13 protein-coding genes are annotated in these 17177 nt (G+C 71.6%); 2 read left to right on the top strand and 11 right to left on the bottom strand.

What is annotated here, in order from left to right; genetic code table 11:
• Positions 1-497: 497 nt before the first annotated feature.
• The gene (locus tag LHA35_RS00910; protein ID WP_226603305.1) at positions 498-1574 is read left to right on the top strand and encodes an NAD(P)-dependent alcohol dehydrogenase; all 1077 of its coding nucleotides are present in this window, start codon (positions 498-500) and stop codon (positions 1572-1574) included.
• Positions 1571-3961, top strand: a complete 2391-nt coding sequence (gene ppsA / locus LHA35_RS00905; protein ID WP_226603301.1) for a phosphoenolpyruvate synthase — start codon at positions 1571-1573, stop codon at positions 3959-3961. Before LHA35_RS00910 ends, ppsA begins: the two co-directional genes overlap by 4 nt.
• A gap of 145 nt (positions 3962-4106) precedes the next feature.
• Here ppsA and LHA35_RS00900 read toward each other — a convergent pair whose 3' ends face one another.
• The 11 genes from LHA35_RS00900 to LHA35_RS00850 are packed head-to-tail and all read right to left on the bottom strand — an operon-like array spanning position 4107 to position 17163.
• Positions 4107-4454: a carboxymuconolactone decarboxylase family protein gene (locus tag LHA35_RS00900; protein WP_226603298.1), complete on the bottom strand. Its 348-nt coding sequence runs from the start codon at positions 4452-4454 to the stop codon at positions 4107-4109.
• Positions 4455-4498: 44 nt separating this feature from the next.
• A complete protein-coding gene (locus LHA35_RS00895) occupies positions 4499-5704 on the bottom strand; it encodes an NnrS family protein (RefSeq protein WP_226603294.1) in 1206 nt (401 codons plus the stop codon).
• A complete protein-coding gene (locus tag LHA35_RS00890) occupies positions 5701-6411 on the bottom strand; it encodes a carbonic anhydrase (protein ID WP_226603292.1) in 711 nt (236 codons plus the stop codon). Before LHA35_RS00890 ends, LHA35_RS00895 begins: the two co-directional genes overlap by 4 nt.
• Before the next feature lie 34 nt (positions 6412-6445).
• Positions 6446-7702 carry a molybdopterin molybdotransferase MoeA gene (locus LHA35_RS00885; protein ID WP_226603290.1) on the bottom strand — a complete coding sequence of 419 codons (1257 nt, stop codon included), beginning with the start codon at positions 7700-7702 and terminating at the stop codon, positions 6446-6448.
• A 13-nt stretch (positions 7703-7715) separates the two neighbouring features.
• A complete protein-coding gene (locus LHA35_RS00880; RefSeq protein ID WP_226603289.1) occupies positions 7716-8225 on the bottom strand; it encodes a hemerythrin domain-containing protein in 510 nt (169 codons plus the stop codon).
• 2 nt (positions 8226-8227) lie between these two features.
• Positions 8228-8980, bottom strand: a complete 753-nt coding sequence (locus tag LHA35_RS00875) for a peptidylprolyl isomerase (RefSeq protein ID WP_226603288.1) — start codon at positions 8978-8980, stop codon at positions 8228-8230.
• Positions 8977-9687, bottom strand: coding sequence for a respiratory nitrate reductase subunit gamma (narI, locus tag LHA35_RS00870; RefSeq protein ID WP_226603287.1), 711 nt, complete (start codon positions 9685-9687; stop codon positions 8977-8979). The genes LHA35_RS00875 and narI overlap by 4 nt, the downstream gene beginning before the upstream one ends.
• 6 nt (positions 9688-9693) lie before the next feature.
• Positions 9694-10416 carry a nitrate reductase molybdenum cofactor assembly chaperone gene (narJ, locus tag LHA35_RS00865; protein WP_226603286.1) on the bottom strand — a complete coding sequence of 241 codons (723 nt, stop codon included), beginning with the start codon at positions 10414-10416 and terminating at the stop codon, positions 9694-9696.
• A gap of 2 nt (positions 10417-10418) precedes the next feature.
• On the bottom strand, positions 10419-12041 hold the full coding sequence (gene narH / locus LHA35_RS00860) for a nitrate reductase subunit beta (RefSeq protein WP_226603285.1): 1623 nt from the start codon (positions 12039-12041) through the stop codon (positions 10419-10421).
• 12 nt (positions 12042-12053) lie between these two features.
• Positions 12054-15776 carry a nitrate reductase subunit alpha gene (locus LHA35_RS00855; RefSeq protein WP_226603284.1) on the bottom strand — a complete coding sequence of 1241 codons (3723 nt, stop codon included), beginning with the start codon at positions 15774-15776 and terminating at the stop codon, positions 12054-12056.
• Positions 15777-15795: 19 nt separating this feature from the next.
• Positions 15796-17163 (bottom strand): MFS transporter, encoded by a 1368-nt coding sequence (locus tag LHA35_RS00850; RefSeq protein ID WP_226603281.1) that lies wholly within the window; start codon positions 17161-17163, stop codon positions 15796-15798.
• Between the last annotated feature and the right edge of the window lie 14 nt (positions 17164-17177).

The following is a 17177-nucleotide window of genomic DNA, read 5'->3' as shown; positions in this document are numbered from 1 at the left end:
CGCCCTCCCCCCGAGAAGGGATGGCGGTGCGCCCCGGGCGGTGATGGCCTTCCGGAGTGACAGGCCCTTCGGCGCTGGGCCGCCGAATGCGCCGGCACGCCGTCTGCGCACTCACCCCGGGCGCCCGGGCCATGCCGGGCGGCGTTTCAGCCCGGCGGGCGCGCCGCCGTTCCCCGCGAACGGGCCAGGCATTCCATGATGCAGTCCTTTCCGGCAGCCAGTCGGGCCGGCAAGCCGGGGGCCGCGCCTGCGCGTCTCCGGCCAGGGAGATGCCGCGGCCATGGCCCATCTCCTGCCGGATGGGCCGCCAGGCGCCTCGGACACGACAAAGTCAGATCTGGATCCGGATCGCGACCCGCTCATTGCGGCGAATGCATTTCCACCATGCGTGTCGGCCCGCGGCGAAGCCCGGGATCGGCTCCACCGGCTACTTGCGCCCGATCAAGGCAGGGGGACGATCCTTCGGCTGTGCTTGCGCGGTACGGGGAGACCACGCCATGGCAAGAACGATGAAGGCCGCCGTCTTCGCGGCCAAGGGCCGGATCGCGCTGCGCGAGAAGCCGGTGCCGGAAGTGGGGCCGCTGGACGCGCTGATGCGCGTCACCACCACCACCATCTGCGGCACCGATGTGCATATCATGAAGGGCGAGTACCCGGTCGCCGAGGGGCTGACGATCGGCCATGAGCCGGTCGGCGTCATCGAGCGGCTCGGCTCCGCCGTGAAGGGCTACCGCGAGGGGCAGCGCGTCATCGCCGGCGCCATCACGCCCTCGGGCCATTCCAATGCCTGCCTCTGCGGGTTCTGCGCCCAGGACGGCGCCGGCACGGCGCATGGCTGGAAGCCGATGGGCGGCTGGCGCTTCGGCAACACCATCGATGGCTGCCAGGCGGAATACGTGCTGGTGCCGGATGCCATGGCCAACCTCGCCCCGGTGCCGGATCAGCTCACGGACGAGCAGGTGCTGATGTGCCCGGACATCATGTCCACGGGCTTCGGCGGCGCCGAGAGCGGGGCGATCCGCATCGGTGACACGGTGGCGGTCTTCGCCCAGGGGCCGATCGGCCTCTGCGCCACCGCCGGCGCGAAGCTGATGGGCGCGACGCGCATCATCGCCGTGGACCGGGTGCCGGAGCGCCTGGAGATGGCCCGCCGCCTCGGCGCCGATGAGGTGGTGGATTTCTCGAAGGAGGACCCTGTGGAGGCGATCCGCCGCCTGACCGAGGGGCGCGGCGTGGATGTCTCGATCGAGGCGCTCGGCCTGCAATCCACCTTCGAGGCCGCGCTGCGCGTGCTGCGGCCGGGCGGCACCCTCTCCTCGCTCGGCGTCTATTCCACCGACCTGCGCATCCCGCTGGATGCCTTCGCGGCCGGGCTCGGCGACCACCGCATCATCACCACCCTCTGCCCCGGCGGCAAGGAGCGGATGCGGCGGCTGATGTCGGTCATCAGCTCCGGCCGGGTGGACCTCAAGCCGCTGGTCACGCATCGCTTCAGGCTGGACCAGATCGAGGAGGCCTATGACCTGTTCAGCCACCAGCGCGACGGCGTGCTGAAGGTGGCGATCACGCCATGAGCGCGCCGCCCGTCCTGCGCCTGGAGGAGGTGGGCGCCGCCGATGTCCCGTGCGTCGGCGGCAAGAATGCCTCGCTCGGCGAGATGATCCGCGCGCTCTCGGGCGCCGGGGTGCAGGTGCCGCCCGGTTTCGCCACCACGGCGGAGGCCTTCCGGGACTTCGTCGATGCCAATGGCATCGGCCGGGCCATCGCCGAGCGCCTCGATGCCCACAAGCGCGGTGCGGCGACGCTGCAGGAGACGGGCGCCGCCATCCGCCGCCTGTTCCTCGATGCCGAATTCCCGGCCGCGACCGCGGAGGCGATCCGCGCCGCCTACCGCGCGCTGGCCCGGGCGCGCGGGGTCGCGGAGCCGGCGGTCGCCGTGCGCAGCAGCGCGACGGCGGAGGACCTGCCGAATGCCAGCTTCGCCGGCCAGCAGGAGACCTTCCTGAACGTGGTGGGGGAGCGGGCGCTGCTGGAGGCCTGCCGGCACTGCTACGCCTCCCTCTTCACCGACCGGGCCATCAGCTACCGGGAGATGCAGGGCTTCGACCACCTGAAGGTCGCGCTCTCGATCGGCGTGCAGGCCATGGTGCGGGCCGATCTCGGCGGCTCCGGCATCATGTTCTCGATCGATACCGAGAGCGGCTTCCCCGGCGTCGTCGTCATCAGCGCCGCCTGGGGCCTGGGCGAGCCGATCGTGCAGGGGGCGGTCGATCCCGACCGCTACCTCGTCTTCAAGACGCCGCTGGACGATCCCGCCAAGGTGCCGATCCTGGAGAAGGCCCGCGGCGGCAAGGCGCGCAAGATGGTCTATGCCAGCGGCGGCAGCGCCCGCACCGCCATGGTGGAGACCACGGGGCGGGAGCGCGACGGCTTCGTCCTCTCGGACGCCGAGGCGTTGCAGCTCGCCCGCTGGGCCGTGACGATCGAGCGGCACTACGGCCGCGCGATGGACATGGAATGGGCGAAGGACGGGGAGACCGGCCAGCTCTTCATCGTCCAGGCGCGGCCGGAGACGGTGCATGGCTCCCGCCAGGGCGCCACCTTGCGGAGCTGGAAGCTGCAATCGAAGGCGCGGCCGATCCTGACCGGCGCCGCGGTCGGCGAATCCATCGCCAGCGGCAAGGCGCGGCTGGTGCGCAGCCCGGAGGATATCGAGGGCTTTCCCGAAGGCGCCGTGCTGGTCGCCGAGGCGACCGACCCGGACTGGGTGCCGCTGATGAAGAAGGCGGCCGGCATCGTCACCGATCATGGCGGCGCCACCAGCCATGCCGCCATCGTCAGCCGGGAGCTCGGCCTGCCCGCCGTGGTCGGCACCGGGGAGGCGACGCGGCGCCTGCGCGACGGCCAGGTGGTGACGCTCTCCTGCGCCGAGGGGCATGAGGGCCGCGTCTATGACGGCGCGCTGGAGTTCGGCGCGAGCGACATCGACCTGGCCGCCATCCCGAAGACGCGCACGGCGATGATTCTGAACATCGCCAGCCCCGCCGCCGCCTTCCGCTGGTGGCGGCTGCCGGCCCAGGGCGTCGGCCTGGCGCGCATGGAGTTCATCGTCAGCGCCGTCATCAAGGCGCATCCGATGGCGCTGATCCACTTCGACCGGGTGCAGGACCCGGAGGCGCGCCGGCAGATCGAGGCGCTGACCCGCGGCTTCCCCGACAAGGCCAGCTACTTCGTCGATACGCTCGCGCGCGGCGTGGCGAGCATCGCCGCTCCCTTCCACCCGCGCCCGGTCATCCTCCGGCTCAGCGACTTCAAGAGCAACGAATACGCCCACCTCATCGGCGGCGCGGAGTTCGAGCCGGTGGAGGAGAACCCGATGCTCGGGCTGCGCGGCGCCTCCCGCTACTATTCCGACCGCTACCGCGAGGGCTTCGCGCTGGAATGCCGCGCGGTGAAGAAGGCGCGGGAGGAGATCGGCCTCGACAACCTGATCGTCATGGTCCCCTTCTGCCGCACGCCGCAGGAGGCGGACCGGGTCCTGGCGGTGATGGCCGGGCACGGGCTGACGCGCGGGGAGAAGGGCCTGCAGGTCTATGTGATGTGCGAGATCCCCTCGAACGTCATCCTGGCGGAGGAGTTCGCCCAGCGCTTCGACGGCTTCTCGATCGGCTCCAACGACCTGACGCAGCTCCTCCTCGGCGTCGACCGGGATTCGGCCGAGCTGCGCGCGCTGTTCGACGAGCGCGACCCGGCGGTGAAGCGGGTGATCGCCGATGTCATCCACCGCGCCCGCGCCGCCGGGCGGAAGATCGGCATCTGCGGCGAGGCGCCGAGCAACCACCCCGACTTCGCGGCCTTCCTGGTGGAGCAGGGGATCGACTCCATCTCGCTCAACCCGGATGGCTTCGTGGCGGCGGCGCGCAGCATCGCGGCGGCGGAGGCGGGAGGCGGGCCGGCCTAGCCGGGCGGCCGCCGTCGCCGGATCGGCCCCGGGGCCATGGAAGGGTGCGGCGGCGGCTTCCAGGGCGGCCATTGTCCGCGCCGCATGCCGGGCAGCCGCGCGTCATGCGGCCCCGCGGCTGCCCGGCAGTCCCCGCGGGCGGCCGTCAGGGCCGCGGTTGCGGCGTCGTGCGCTTGCCGTCGGTGATGTCCTCGATCCAGGTCAGCGCCGCGACCGCCTTCGGGAAGCCGAGCGTCGGGATGGCCAGCAGCGCGACCTGCTTCAGCGCCTCCTTCGGAATCCCTTCCTCCAGCGCGCGGCGGCAATGGGAATGCACCCCGCCCTCGGACCAGGCGCCGATGGCGAGCGCCAGCTTCACCAGGCGCAGCGCCTGCCCGTCGATCGGCCCGGCCTTGGCGCAGGCCTCCCCCAGCGCGGCATAGGCCCGGTAGAGCTCCGGATAGGCCCGCGCCACGTCGCCGGCCGCGGCCGGAAGCTCCTCATGCTGTCGCATCCCTCTCTCCTTCCCCTGTGTTGTGGGGGGCGAACGCGCCAGGGTCAGCCCGGCTTCCCGTCCGCCCGCGGCCGCAGCAGCATCGGCCCATGCGCGGCAAGGAACAGGCCGAAGGCGAGCACCCAGGCCGCGCCGGCGGCGGCATGGGGCAGCAGCCCCGGCAGGACGGCCGGGCCGAAGGCGCGCAGCAGCGCCGCGGCCGGCAGCAGTGCCCAGGCCAGCAGCATGGCCCGGGGGGCGACCAGCGGGTGCCCGGTATGGCCGAGCGTCGCCCGCGGCATGACGGCCAGGATCATCAGCCCGACGGCGCCGATCCCCTGCAGGTGCAGCCAGTGCGCCGCCCAGACGGCACCGCCCAGCAGATGCGCCGCCTTCACCGCCAGCGCGACCGGCAGCATCAGATAGGCCAGGTGCAGCACCGCCAGGATCGGCCGCCCCAGCGTCCGCAGCCCCTGCCAGCGCGCAAGGCGCAGCAGCGCCAGCACCGCGGCGATGGCCGCGGCCAGCCCGGCGAGCAGGCTGCCCGGCGCCGCGAGATCCACCGCGACGACCGCGAGCAGCGCCAGGATGCCGGCGGCATCCACCCCCGGCAGCGGCCGGATCTCCACCGCCTGCCCGGCCTGCTTCAGGGCGTTGCGGGTGAAGGCCGGGATGATGCGGCCGCCGATCAGCCCGACCAGCGCCAAGGCGATGTTGAGGGCCAGCAACTCGCCTATGGCGAAGGTCCCGTCCCACCACCCCGCCATCTCCCCCAGCATCAGCAGGTCGCCCGCCCAGAAGGCAAGGATCAGCGCCGGCGGGCCGAACAGCCGCGGCGTCCCGGCCCTGACCAGCGCGGGCAGCACGGTCAGCAGCAGCGCCGGCAGCGGCAGCAGGGCGATCACGGCGGCGGGGCCGGGCGGCATCGGCGAGCCGGGCAGCAGCACCAGCCGCGCCGCGACGAAGAGCGCCGCCAGCAGCGCGAGGGGCGCCCCGGCATAGGGCGGCCGTCCCGTCCAGTTCGGGATGGCGGTCAGCACGAAGCCCGCGATGGCGGCGCCGATGAAGCCCGCCAGCATCTCGTGCCCGTGCCAGCGGGCGGCGGGCAGCGGCCCCGCCGGCAGGGCGGCGCCATGCAGCGCCGCGACCCAGAGCGCGATGGTGACCATGGCCCAGATGCCGCAAAGCAGGAAAAAGGGCCTGAGCCCCTGGCGGAACAGGGCCGGCCCGGCGCCACCGGCCGCCACCGGGGGCGCGGCGGTGGCGGTCACGCGGGGATCTCCTCGGCCAGCCTGCCGATCGCCGGGCGCGGCGCCGCCGCATCCGCCTGCCGGAAGGGGCCGTGCGGCCCCTCGGCCGCCTGCAGCACGCCCCAGCCGAAATGGAAGTACCAGCCATGCAGGGCCAGCCGGCCCTCCGCCACCCGCTCCGCGACGAAGGGATAGACGGAGAGGTGGCGCAGGCTGGCCAGCACCGCCGCCTGCTCCGCCCGGCGGGCGATGAGCGCCCGCTCGGCCTCCGTCACCAGCCCGTCCATCTCGTCGCGCACCTCCCGCGCCACGCCCACCCAGTCGGAGACGTAGTCGAAGCGCCGGGCGCCGTGGTCGTGCTCGATCAGGCAGCGGATGCCGGCGCAGAAGGAATGGCCGAGCACCACGATATGCCGCACGCCGAGGCCCATGACGCCGAATTCGATGGCGGCGGCGGTGCCGTGCGGCTGGCCGTCCGCGGTCGGCGGCGGCACCAGCGCGGCGACGTTGCGCACGACGAAGAGGTCGCCCGGCCGGGCGCCGCAGATGATGGCCGGATCGGTCCGGCTGTCCGAGCAGGCGATGACCATCACCTCCGGCCGCTGCCCGTCCAGCAGGCTGTCATAGAGGTCGTGGTCCGCCTCGAAATGCCGGTGGCGGAAGCGGTCGAAGCCGGCCAGCAGCCGCTGCAGCGCGGTGCCCTCGGGCGGCGGCATGGGCATGTCCATGGCAGGGGGAGCCTTTCCTGTCGGGCCGGCCGGCTCAGGCCAGGCCGAAGCTGGCGGCGAAGGGGTGGAAGCGCAGCATGTCGCCGGGCGCGACGCGCTCCGTCGCGGCCGGCAGCCAGAGCAGCCCGTCCGCCGCCGCGAGCGGCGTGAGGCGGGCAGAGCCGAAGGGTCCCGACGGCTCCAGCAGCGGCAGCCCGAAACCGTCCTGGTCGATGATGCGGGCGGGCAGGAATTCCTCCCGCCCCGGCTTGCGGCTGAAGCCCGCGGCGGCGACCGCGGCGAGGGGCGCCGGCCCCATCTCCGTCGCCAAGCCGGCCAGGCGCGCCAGCAGGGGCCGGCCGAGGGTGAGCATGCCGACCAGCGCCGCCAGCGGGTTGCCCGGCAGGAAGAGGCAGAGCGCGCCGCCGATGCGGCCATGCGCCAGCGGCTTGCCGGGCTTGAGGGCGAGCTTCAGCACCGCGGCCTCCCCGCCCGCCGCGCGCAGCGCGCCCGGCAGGTGGTCCGCATCGCTGCCCGAGATGCCGCCGGAGGCGAGGATCAGGTCATGGCCCACCGCCGCCCCGCGCAGCGCCGCGGCCAGCGCCTCCGGGTCGTCCGGCAGCACGCCGAGATCGGTCAGCGTGACCTCCGGCCGTGCCAGCAGCGCCGCCAGCATCGGCCGGTTGCTGTCGCGGATGGCCGTGCCGAGCTCATTGCCGTTGGACAGCAGTGCGACCCGGACCTGCCGGCGCACCGCGACCGTGCCGACCCCCGCCGCGGCCAGCAGCGCGACATGCCGGGCATCGAGCCGCATGCCGGGGGCGAGCAGGATGTCGCCCTCGGCCAGGTCCTCGCCCCGGCGGCGGATATTGGCGCCGGGCCGGGGCAGGCGGCGGGCCGAGACGCGCCCGTCCCGCAGCGCGACATGCTCCTCCATCACCACCGCGGCGGCGCCGGGCGGCAGGGCCGCCCCGGTCAGGACCCGCACCGCCTCCCCCGCGCCGATCGCCGGGCCGGCGGCCTCGCCCGCCGTGATGCGGCGCGCGACCCGGGGCGCGGCGCCCGGCGCCAGATCGGCCGCATGCAGGGCGTAGCCATCCATCGCCGACTGGTCGAAGGGCGGCAGGGAGAGCGCGGCGCGCGGCGCGGCGGCGAGGACGCGCCCGAGCGCCATTCCCGGCGGCAATGCCTCCTCCCCCACGACCGGCACCGCCGCGCGCAGCAGGCGCTCCCGCGCCGCGGCGAGCGGCAGCAGCCCCGGTGCCGTGTCGCAGCAGGCGAGCGGGGCGGAGATCAGCGTACCATCGGGCATCTCGGCTTTTCCTTCAGGACCGGCGCCGGGCCATCTCATCGGCCAGCGCGGCCAGGGCCTCTTCGGTGAGGACGCGGCGGGCGAGCGGCGTCACCGCGGCCTCCTCCAGCGCCAGGTGGCGCCGGTGGCCGGCGGCGAAGGCGAGCGCGGCCGCGGCGAAATCCGGTGTCGGCGGCTCGCCCGCCGCCGCCCGCCGCAGCCCCGCGACCACCGCCGGGATCGCCGCCTTGTCGCCCCGGTGCTGCGCCTGCAGCCGGGCCAGCACGCCCGCCGTGTCATGCGCCGTGAGCAGCGGGTAGAGCGAGCGCTCCTCATCGGCGATGTGGGTCGGCAGTTCGGAGGTCATCCAGTCGAGCAGCATCGCGGCGAGGACCGGCGCGGCCCGGGCCAGTGGCGCGCGCGCCACGCGCTCCAGATGGCCGAGCAGCACGGTCTGCCGCGCATGCTCGGCCGAGAGGAAGGCGATGGGGTCGCGCAGCAGCGCCCGCTGGAGCGGCGCCACCCGGGCGAGAGCCTCGGCCATGGCTACTGCACCAGCGGCCCTTCCGCCGCGGCGAGGGTGAAGCCCTCGATCCGCGCGCGGCCGGCGAGAACCTGGATGTACTGCCGCACCGCGGTGCGGAAGCTCGCCTCCCGCAGCCAGGCCGCGATCCGCTCCCGCACCGCCTCGAAGGGCAGGTCGCGCCCCGGCTCGTGCCGCAGCAGCTGCAGCACATGCAGGCCGTAGCGGGTGGCGACCGGCACCGGATGCAGCGCGCCCGGCGAGAGGGCGCGCAGCGCGGCCTCGAATTCCGGCACGGTGGTGCCGGGCTCGATCAGGCCGAGATCGCCGCCCTCCTGCCCCGAGGGGCAGGCGGAGCGCGCCGCGAGAGCCGGGAAGCGCGCCGGGTCGGCCCGCAGCTCGGCGATCATCGCGGTGGCCTCCGCCTCGGCCGCCGCGCGCGCCGCGGGGTCCTCGGGATCGGCGGCGAGCAGGATGTGGCGGGCCTGCCAGGCTTCCGGGCTGCGCAGGCGGGCACGGTTCGCCTCGAACCAGCGGCGGCAGGTGGCCTCGTCGGCCTCCGGCACCTGCACCTCGGCGGTGACCAGGGCGGAGACGGCGGCCTCCTCCGCCTCCGTGTCATGGCCCTTGCGGGCTGCCTCCGCCAGCAGGAGCTGGCGGATGACGAGAGACTGCGCGGCGGCGTGCCAGGCCCCATCCCGCGTCGCCGCGGGATGGTGCTGCATCTCCGCGGCGACCGCCGCCTCCGGGATCTCGACGTTGTCGACGCGGATCACCGCACGGACCCCGCGATGGGCCGCGCCGCGCCGCGCCGGCGCACCAGCTGGTAGGGGCGCACGACATAGCCGAGCGGCGCCGACCAGATATGGACGAGGCGCGAGAAGGGGAAGGCGACGAAGAGGGTGATGCCCAGCAGGATATGCGCCTTGAACACCCAGTCCACGCCGACGAGGTAGCTGGCGGCGCCGGGCTGGAAGGTGACGATGTGCTGCGCCCAGTGCGAGAGCTGCATCATCACCTGGCCGTCGCGGTGGCCGAGCGAGAAGGGCAGCGTGGCAAGGCCGAGCACGAGCTGCACCCAGAGCAGCGCCAGGATGGCGATGTCCGCGGTGGAGGAGGTGGCGCGGATGCGCGCATCGAACAGCCGCCGGTGCAGCAGCATGGTCAGGCCGACGAAGCAGACCGTGCCGGCGATGCCGCCCGAGACGATGGCCAGCATCTGCTTCTGCGGCGCGGTGATCACCAGCTCATAGACCGCATGCGGCGTCAGCAGGCCGATGGTGTGGCCGGCCAGCAGGAACAGGATGCCGACATGGAAGAGGTTGCTGCCGATGCGGAGCTGGCGCGTCCGCAGCAGCTGGGAGGAGCCGCTGCGCCAGGAATACTGCTCCCGCTCGAAGCGGACCAGGCTGCCGAGCAGGAGGATGGCGACGGCGATATAGGGATAGATGCCGAAGGCCAGGATGTGGAGATAGTCGGACATGGCGGTTCAGCCTTGGCTGGCGGCGGCGACGTGACGGATCACGGGCCGCTGCGGGGGCATGGGGTTGGGGTTGCGGCGGGCGGCGCGGAGCTTGGCGGCCAGCGCATCCACGCCGCAATCGGCCGCCGGGTCGCCACCGGGGCCGAAGACGACCGGCGCCTCCGCCCAGGCGGCATCGAGCTGCTCCGGCGTCTGCTCCGGCTCGGCCGTCGCGGGCACCTGGCCGAGCGGCTGGCCGGCCACCAGCAGCGCGGCATGCAGCACCGCGGCCTGCGGCGCCTGCCGGGCCGAGAGCCGGCCATGCAGCAGGTCCAGCACCGGGCCGGCATTGGCCAGAAGCTCGGCGCCGCGCGCCGGCTCGACCGCCGCATATTCGAGCAGCATCGGCAGATAGTCCGGCAGCTCGCCGGCGGCGGGCTCGAGCCCCGCCTCGGCATAGATGCCGTTCAGCTCCACCATCGCGGGGCCGCGCTCGCGGCTGTCCCCGTGCACATGCTCGAACAGGTTGAGCGAGAGGCTCCGCGTGCGATCGAAGAGGGCGACATGCTCCTCCTCGAGATCGAGCAGGTCGTCGCCCGCGAGATGGGCGATGAGGGCCTGGAGCCCCGGGAGGGCCGGGGCCAGCGCGGCATCCGCCGCAAGTGCCGCCTGCAATTCGGGCAGCGCGTCCTGCATCTCCGCCGTGGGGTAGGAGAGCAGGGCGGCGAGGGCGCGGAGGGAGGGGCGCATGCTCAGACCTCCTCCGCCTCGCGCGGCGCCGCGGTGGGCGGCGGCACGGCGGGGCGGCTGGCCTTCGCCGGCTCCGGCCGGGCGGGCACGTGGCGGAACTCCACGCGCGGTGCCTGGTGCCCGGCCGAGGCCTTCTTGGTGGAGAAGAGGTTTGCGCCGGCGGAGCCGCTGGTGGAGCAGCCATTGCCGAAGCTGAAGCCGCAGGAGGACTTCAGATCGAAGGTGTTCTCGGCATATTCGCGGTGCGTGGAGGGGATGACGAAGCGGTCCTCGTAATCCGCCAGCGCCATCACCTTGTACATCTCCTCGACCTGCTCGACCGAAAGGCCGACCTGCCTGAGGACATCCGCGTCCATCCGGTTCTCCACCGTGCGGGCGCGCATGTGCATGCGCATGGCCATCATGCGCTGCAGCGCGAGCACCACCGGCGCCTCCGCGCCCGCGGTGAGCAGGTTGGCCAGGTACTTCACCGGGATGCGGAGCGCGTTGACATCCGGCAGCGCGCCATCCCAGCCGACATGCCCGGCCTCATGCGCCGCCTGCACCGGCGAGAGCGGCGGCACGTACCAGACCATGGGCAGGGTGCGGTATTCCGGGTGCAGCGGGAAGGCGACGCCCCATTCGATCGCCATCTTGTAGACCGGCGACCTGCGGGCGGCCTCCAGCCACAGTTCCGGGACGCCGTCGCGCCGCGCGGCCGCGATCACCTCCGGATCGGAGGGGTCGAGGAAGACGTCGAGCTGCTCCCGGTAGAGCTGTTGCTCGTTCTCCGTGCTGGCCGCCGCCTCGATCCGGTCGGCGTCGTAGAGCATGACGCCGAGATAGCGGATGCGGCCGACGCAGGTCTCGGAGCAGAGGGTGGGCTCGCCCGCCTCGATGCGCGGGAAGCAGAAAGTGCACTTCTCCGCCTTGCCGGACTGCCAGTTGTAGTAGATCTTCTTGTACGGGCAGGCCGAGACGCACATGCGCCAGCCGCGGCACTTGTCCTGGTCCACCAGGACGATGCCGTCCTCCTCCCGCTTGTAGATCGAGCCCGAGGGGCAGGCGGCGACGCAGGCCGGGTTGAGGCAGTGCTCGCACAGCCTCGGCAGGTACATCATGAAGGTCTGTTCGAACTGACCGTAGATGTCCTTCTGGACCTTGTCGAAGTTGCGGTCCTTGGAGCGCTTCGAGAATTCACCGCCCAGGATCTCCTCCCAGTTCGGCCCCCACTCGATCTTCTCCATTCTCTCGCCGGTGATCAGCGAGACGGGGCGCGCGGTCGGCATCGCCTTCGATTCGGGCGCATTGTGCAGGTGCGCGTAGTCGAAGGTGAAGGGCTCGTAGTAGTCGTCGATCTGCGGCATGTCGGGGTTGGCGAAGATGTTCGCCAGCACCCGCAGCCGGTTGCCGATGCGCGGCTCCAGCTTGCCGTTGCGCTTGCGCTTCCAGCCACCCTTCCACTTGTCCTGGTTCTCCCAGTCCTTGGGGTAGCCGATGCCGGGCTTGGTCTCGACATTGTTGAACCAGGCGTATTCGACGCCTTCCCGGCTGGTCCAGACCTGCTTGCAGGTGACGGAGCAGGTGTGGCAGCCGATGCACTTGTCGAGGTTGAGCACCATTGCGATCTGGGCGCGGACCTTCATCGTCCTGTCTCCTTATTCCGCGGCCACGGCCGGCGCCTCGGGCGCGGCGGGCTCTTCCATCCAGTCCACCTTGGCCATCTTGCGGACCACCACGAACTCGTCGCGGTTGGTGCCGATGGTGCCGTGGTAGTTGAAGCCGTAGGAGAGCTGCGCGTAGCCGCCGATCATGTGCGTCGGCTTCGGCGTGGTGCGGGTGACGCTGTTGTGGATGCCGCCGCGGGTCAGCATGACCTCGCTGCCCGGTGTGTTCACGATCTTTTCCTGGGCGTGGTACATCATCACCATGCCTTCCGGCACGCGCTGGCTGACCACCGCGCGCGCGGTCAGCGCGCCGTTCAGGTTGAAGGCCTCGATCCAGTCATTGTCCTCGATCCCGGCCTTCTTCGCGTCCACCTCGCTCAGCCACACCACCGGGCCGCCGCGGTTCAGCGTCAGCATGATGAGGTTGTCCGAGTAGGTGGAGTGGATGCCCCATTTCTGGTGCGGCGTGATGAAGTTCAGCGCGATCTCGGCATTGCCGTTCGGCTTCGCCCCCACCATCGCCATATGCGCCTTCAGGTCCACCGGCGGCTTGTAGACGCAGAGCGCCTCGCCGAAGGCCAGCATCCACTCATGGTCCTGGTACAGCTGCTGCCGGCCCGAGAGGGTCCGCCAGGGGATCAGCTCATGCACATTGGTGTAGCCGGCGTTGTAGCAGACCTCCTCGCTCTCGATCCCCGACCAGGTGGGGGAGGAGATGATCTTGCGCGGCTGCGCCTGCACGTCGCGGAAGCGGATCGTCTCATGCTCCTTGCCGCGCGCGAGATGGGTATGGTCGCGGCCGGTATTCTTCGACAGCGCCTCCCACGCCTTCACCGCAACATGGCCGTTGGTCTCCGGCGCCAGCGACAGGATTACCTCCGCCGCGTCGATGTCGCTCTCGATCCGTGGCCGCTTGCCCTCCACGCCCGGCACGGCGACGGTGCCGTTCAGGCCGGCGAGGAACTCCACCTCATGCCCGGTCTTCCAGCCGATGCCCTTGCCGCCATTGCCGAGCTTGTCGAGCAGCGGGCCGAGCGCGGTGAAGCGGGCATAGGTGCGCGGGTAGTCGCGCTCCACGACGGCAACCGCCGGCATGGTCTTGCCGGGCACAGGTGCGCATTCGCCGCGCTTCCAGTCACGGACCAGCCCTTGGGCCAGTTCCTGCGCCGTGTCGTGCATCAGCGGGTTCAGCACCACGTCCTGCTCGACGCCCAGATGGTCCGGGCAGAGCTCGGAGAATTTCCGCGCGATCCCCTTGAAGATCGCCCAGTCGGTCTTCGCCTCCCAGGCCGGGTCCACGGCCGCCGAGAGCGGGTGGATGAAGGGGTGCATGTCCGAGGTGTTGAGGTCGTGCTTCTCGTACCAGGTGGCGGTCGGCAGCACGATGTCGGAATGCACGCAGGTCGTGCTCATCCGGAAGTCGAGCGTGACCAGCAGGTCGAGCTTGCCCTCCGGCGCGTCGCGCCAGGTGATCTCGGAAGGCTTCGCCTTGCCTTCCTCGCCCAGGTCCTTGCCCTGCACGCCGTTGGTGGTGCCGAGCAGGTGCTTGAGGAAGTACTCGTGCCCCTTGCCCGAGGATCCCAGCAGGTTGGAGCGCCAGATGAACAGGTTGCGCGGCCAGTTGGCCGGGTTCTCCGGATCCTCGCAGGACATCCGCAGCGCGCCGTCCTGCAATCCCTGCGCCACATAGTCGGCCGGCGCGACGCCCGCCGCCTTCGCCGCCGCGGCCAGGCGCAGCGGGTTCTGCTCGAGCTGCGGCGCGGAGGGCAGCCAGCCCATGCGCTCGGCGCGGACGTTGAAGTCGATCAGCGAACCCTCGAGCGACTTCGGCGCGGTCGGCGACAGCAGCCCCTCCACGCCCAGGGTCTCGTACCGGTACTGGCCGGTATGGGCGTAGAAGAAGCTGGTGCTGTTCATCTGCCGCGGCGGGCGCGACCAGTCGGTGGCGAAGGCCAGCGGCACCCAGCCGGTCTGCGGGCGCAGCTTCTCCTGGCCCACGTAATGGCTCCAGCCACCGCCGGACTGGCCGATGCAGCCACACATCACCAGCAGATTGATGATGCCGCGGTAGATCATGTCGCCATGGTACCAGTGGTTCACCGCGGCGCCGAGGATGACCATGGACTTGCCATGGGTCTTGTCGGCATTGGCGGCGAATTCCCGTGCCGTGGCGATGATGTCGCCGCGGCGCACGCCGCAGACCTTCTCCGCCCAGGCCGGGGTGTAGGGAGCGTCGGCGTCGAAATCGGTGCTGCCGTCGCGCGCCACGCCGTAATTCGCCAGGAACAGGTCGTAGACGGTGGCGACCAGGCGGGTGGTGCCATCGGCCAGCGTCACGCGCCGCACCGGCACGGAGCGGTCGATCACCTCCTCATGGCTGGTCGGGTTGAAGAATTCCGGGGCGCGGCCGCCGAAATAGGGGAAGCCGACCTCGGCCTCCTCCTCGCCCAGCAGCGACAGGCGCGGGGTGGTTACCTCCAGCGTGCGGCTGTCGCGGCCCTCGAGGTTCCACTTGCCCTGCTCGCCCCAGCGGAAGCCGATGGAGCCGGTCGGCGCGTAGAGCCGGCCGGTCGCGTCATCCACCGCGACCGTCTTCCAGTCCGGGTTGTTCGCCTCGCCCAGGCCGCCGTCCAGATCGGCGGCGCGGAGCTGCCGGCCCGCGACCAGGCGGCCGTCCTTCTCCTCCAGCAGCACCAGCATCGGCATGTCGGTGTAGCGCCGGCAGTAATCGAGGAAGTAGTCGCCCTTCCCCTGCGCGTGCCACTCGCTCAGGATCACATGACCCATGGACATGGCCAGCGCCGCGTCGGTGCCCTGTTTCGGGTGCAGCCAGAGGTCGGCGAATTTGCTCGCCTCGGAATAGTCCGGCGTCACCACCACGGTCTTGGCGCCGCGGTAGCGCGCCTCGGTCATGAAATGGGCGTCCGGCGTGCGCGTCTGCGGCACGTTGGAGCCCCACATCATCAGGAAGCCGGCATTGTACCAGTCCGCGCTCTCCGGCACGTCCGTCTGCTCGCCCCAGGTCTGGGGGGAGGACGGGGGCAGGTCGCAGTACCAGTCGTAGAAAGACATGCAGACGCCGCCGATCAGCGACAGGTAGCGGCTGCCCGCGGCGTAGCTGACCATGGACATGGCCGGGATCGGGCTGAAACCGATGATCCGGTCCGGCCCGTGCTTCTTGGCGGTGTGGACATTGGCGGCGGCGATCAGCTCCTCCGCCTCCTCCCAGGACACGCGCACGAAGCCGCCGAGGCCGCGCACCTTCTGGTATTCGCGGCGCTTCAGCTCATCGGACTGGATGCTGGCCCAGGCCTCGACCGGGTCGGCATGCTCGGCCCGCGCGGCGCGCCACAGCTTCAGCAGGCGCTTGCGCATCATCGGGTGCTTCACCCGGTTCGCGCTGTAGAGGTACCAGCTGTAGCTGGCGCCGCGGGCGCAGCCGCGCGGCTCGTGGTTCGGCAGGCCGGGCCGCGTGCGCGGATAGTCGGTCTGCTGCGTTTCCCAGGTCACCACGCCGCCCTTGACGTAGATCTTCCAGGAGCAGGAGCCGGTGCAGTTCACCCCGTGGGTGGAGCGCACGACACGGTCATGCGCCCAGCGCTGACGGTAGCTGTCCTCCCAGCCGCGCGGCTCGTTGGTGACGCGGCCATGGTCGCCGGAGAAGCCCTCCACATGGCGCTTGAAGAAGGAAAGGCGGTCGAGGAAATGGGACATTGCTCAATCTCCTCCGTGCTCAGCACGGGTTCGGCGCATTGCGCCGGGCGTAGAAGAACCAATTCAGGCCGATGCAGACCGCGAAGTAGACGGCGCACCACCAGAAGAAGGCGTTCGGGCTGCCGAAGAAGGCGATGCTCTGGCCGATCAGCAGGCCGCAGGCGAAGGGACCATAGGCGCCCATGGCCGCGGTCCAGCCGATCACGCCGGCCGCCTGGCGCGGCGGGAACAGCATCGGGATCTGCTTGAAGGTGCTGGCGTTGCCGATGCCGGCGAAGAGGAACAGGCCCAGCATCGCGCCGACGAAGAAGGGGAAGTCCGCCATGCTGGTCGGCTGGGTGTAGAAGGGCACCACCAGCGCGCAGGCCAGCATGCCGAAGCCCGCCACCTGGGTGACCTTGGCGCCGCCGAAGCGGTCCGCCACCGGGCCGGCGACGATGCGCGCCACCGAGCCGACGAGCGGGCCGAGGAAGGCATAGGTCAGCGGGTCCGGCGCGCCCGGCAGGGCGCCGTAGCACTGCTTGATCAGCAGCGGGAAGACGGCGGCCAGGCCCGAGAAGATGCCGAAGGTCATGATGTAGAGCACGGTCATGATCAGCCCGTGCTTCAGGCCGAAGATGTCCAGCTGTTCCCGGAAGTTCGCCTTCACCGGCACGCTGCGCAGGAAGGCCCAGGCCGCCAGGGCGCCGATCAGGATCAGCGGGATGTAGATGGCGGTCGCGTTCTGCAGCCAGACCGTCTTGGTCGCGCCATTCGCCGCGCGCAGGATCTGGCCCTCGCCCAGCAGCCCGTCGGCCAGCGACAGGCCGATAATCCAGGGCGTCACGAACTGCACGATGCTGACGCCGAAGTTGCCGATGCCGGCCTGGACCGCCAGCGCGGTGCCCGCCAGCCGCTTCGGGAAGAACAGGCTGGTGGAGGGCATGAAGGAGGAGAAGTTGCCGCCGCCGAGCCCGGCCGCGAAGGCCAGCAGCATCAGCACCCAGTAGGGCGTCGTCGGGTCCTGCACCGCATAGAACCAGCCCACGGCCGGGATCAGCAGCGACAGGGTGGAAAGCGCCACCACATGCCGCGTGCCGAGCAGCGGCGTCAGGAAGGTATGGACGATGCGCAGCGTGCCGCCGGCGAGGCCCGGCATGGCCGCCAGCCAGAAGAGCTGGCTGGTCGTGAGCTGGAAGCCGAGATTCGGCAGCCGCACCACCAGGGCGCTGACGACGAACCAGGTGATGAAGGCGAGCGTGAGGTCGAAGGTGGTGACCGTGAGGGTGAGCCAGGCGCGGCCCTTGCCCTCGGAGGCCCAGAAGCCGGCGTCCTCGGGCTGCCAGCGGTCTAGCCAGGTGCCGCCGGCGCGCGATGCCGCGCCGGCCGTCTGTGTTGTCGTGGACATGGCGTTGGTTCCGT

The sequence above is a fragment of the Roseicella aerolata genome (genome assembly GCF_020523605.1).
GTDB classification, from domain to species: domain Bacteria; phylum Pseudomonadota; class Alphaproteobacteria; order Acetobacterales; family Acetobacteraceae; genus Paracraurococcus; species Paracraurococcus aerolatus.
This window is presented reverse-complemented; position numbering and strand designations above follow the sequence as displayed.

Coding starts and splice junctions, on each gene's coding strand:
- narI (WP_226603287.1), bottom strand. CDS start 9,687: ATGTCCGACTATCTCCACATCCTGGCCTTCGGCATCTATCCCTATATC.
- narJ (WP_226603286.1), bottom strand. CDS start 10,416: ATGCGCCCCTCCCTCCGCGCCCTCGCCGCCCTGCTCTCCTACCCCACG.
- LHA35_RS00880 (WP_226603289.1), bottom strand. CDS start 8,225: ATGGCCGAGGCTCTCGCCCGGGTGGCGCCGCTCCAGCGGGCGCTGCTG.
- LHA35_RS00850 (WP_226603281.1), bottom strand. CDS start 17,163: ATGTCCACGACAACACAGACGGCCGGCGCGGCATCGCGCGCCGGCGGC.
- LHA35_RS00900 (WP_226603298.1), bottom strand. CDS start 4,454: ATGCGACAGCATGAGGAGCTTCCGGCCGCGGCCGGCGACGTGGCGCGG.
- LHA35_RS00890 (WP_226603292.1), bottom strand. CDS start 6,411: ATGGACATGCCCATGCCGCCGCCCGAGGGCACCGCGCTGCAGCGGCTG.
- LHA35_RS00855 (WP_226603284.1), bottom strand. CDS start 15,776: ATGTCCCATTTCCTCGACCGCCTTTCCTTCTTCAAGCGCCATGTGGAG.
- narH (WP_226603285.1), bottom strand. CDS start 12,041: ATGAAGGTCCGCGCCCAGATCGCAATGGTGCTCAACCTCGACAAGTGC.
- ppsA (WP_226603301.1), top strand. CDS start 1,571: ATGAGCGCGCCGCCCGTCCTGCGCCTGGAGGAGGTGGGCGCCGCCGAT.
- LHA35_RS00910 (WP_226603305.1), top strand. CDS start 498: ATGGCAAGAACGATGAAGGCCGCCGTCTTCGCGGCCAAGGGCCGGATC.
- LHA35_RS00885 (WP_226603290.1), bottom strand. CDS start 7,702: ATGCCCGATGGTACGCTGATCTCCGCCCCGCTCGCCTGCTGCGACACG.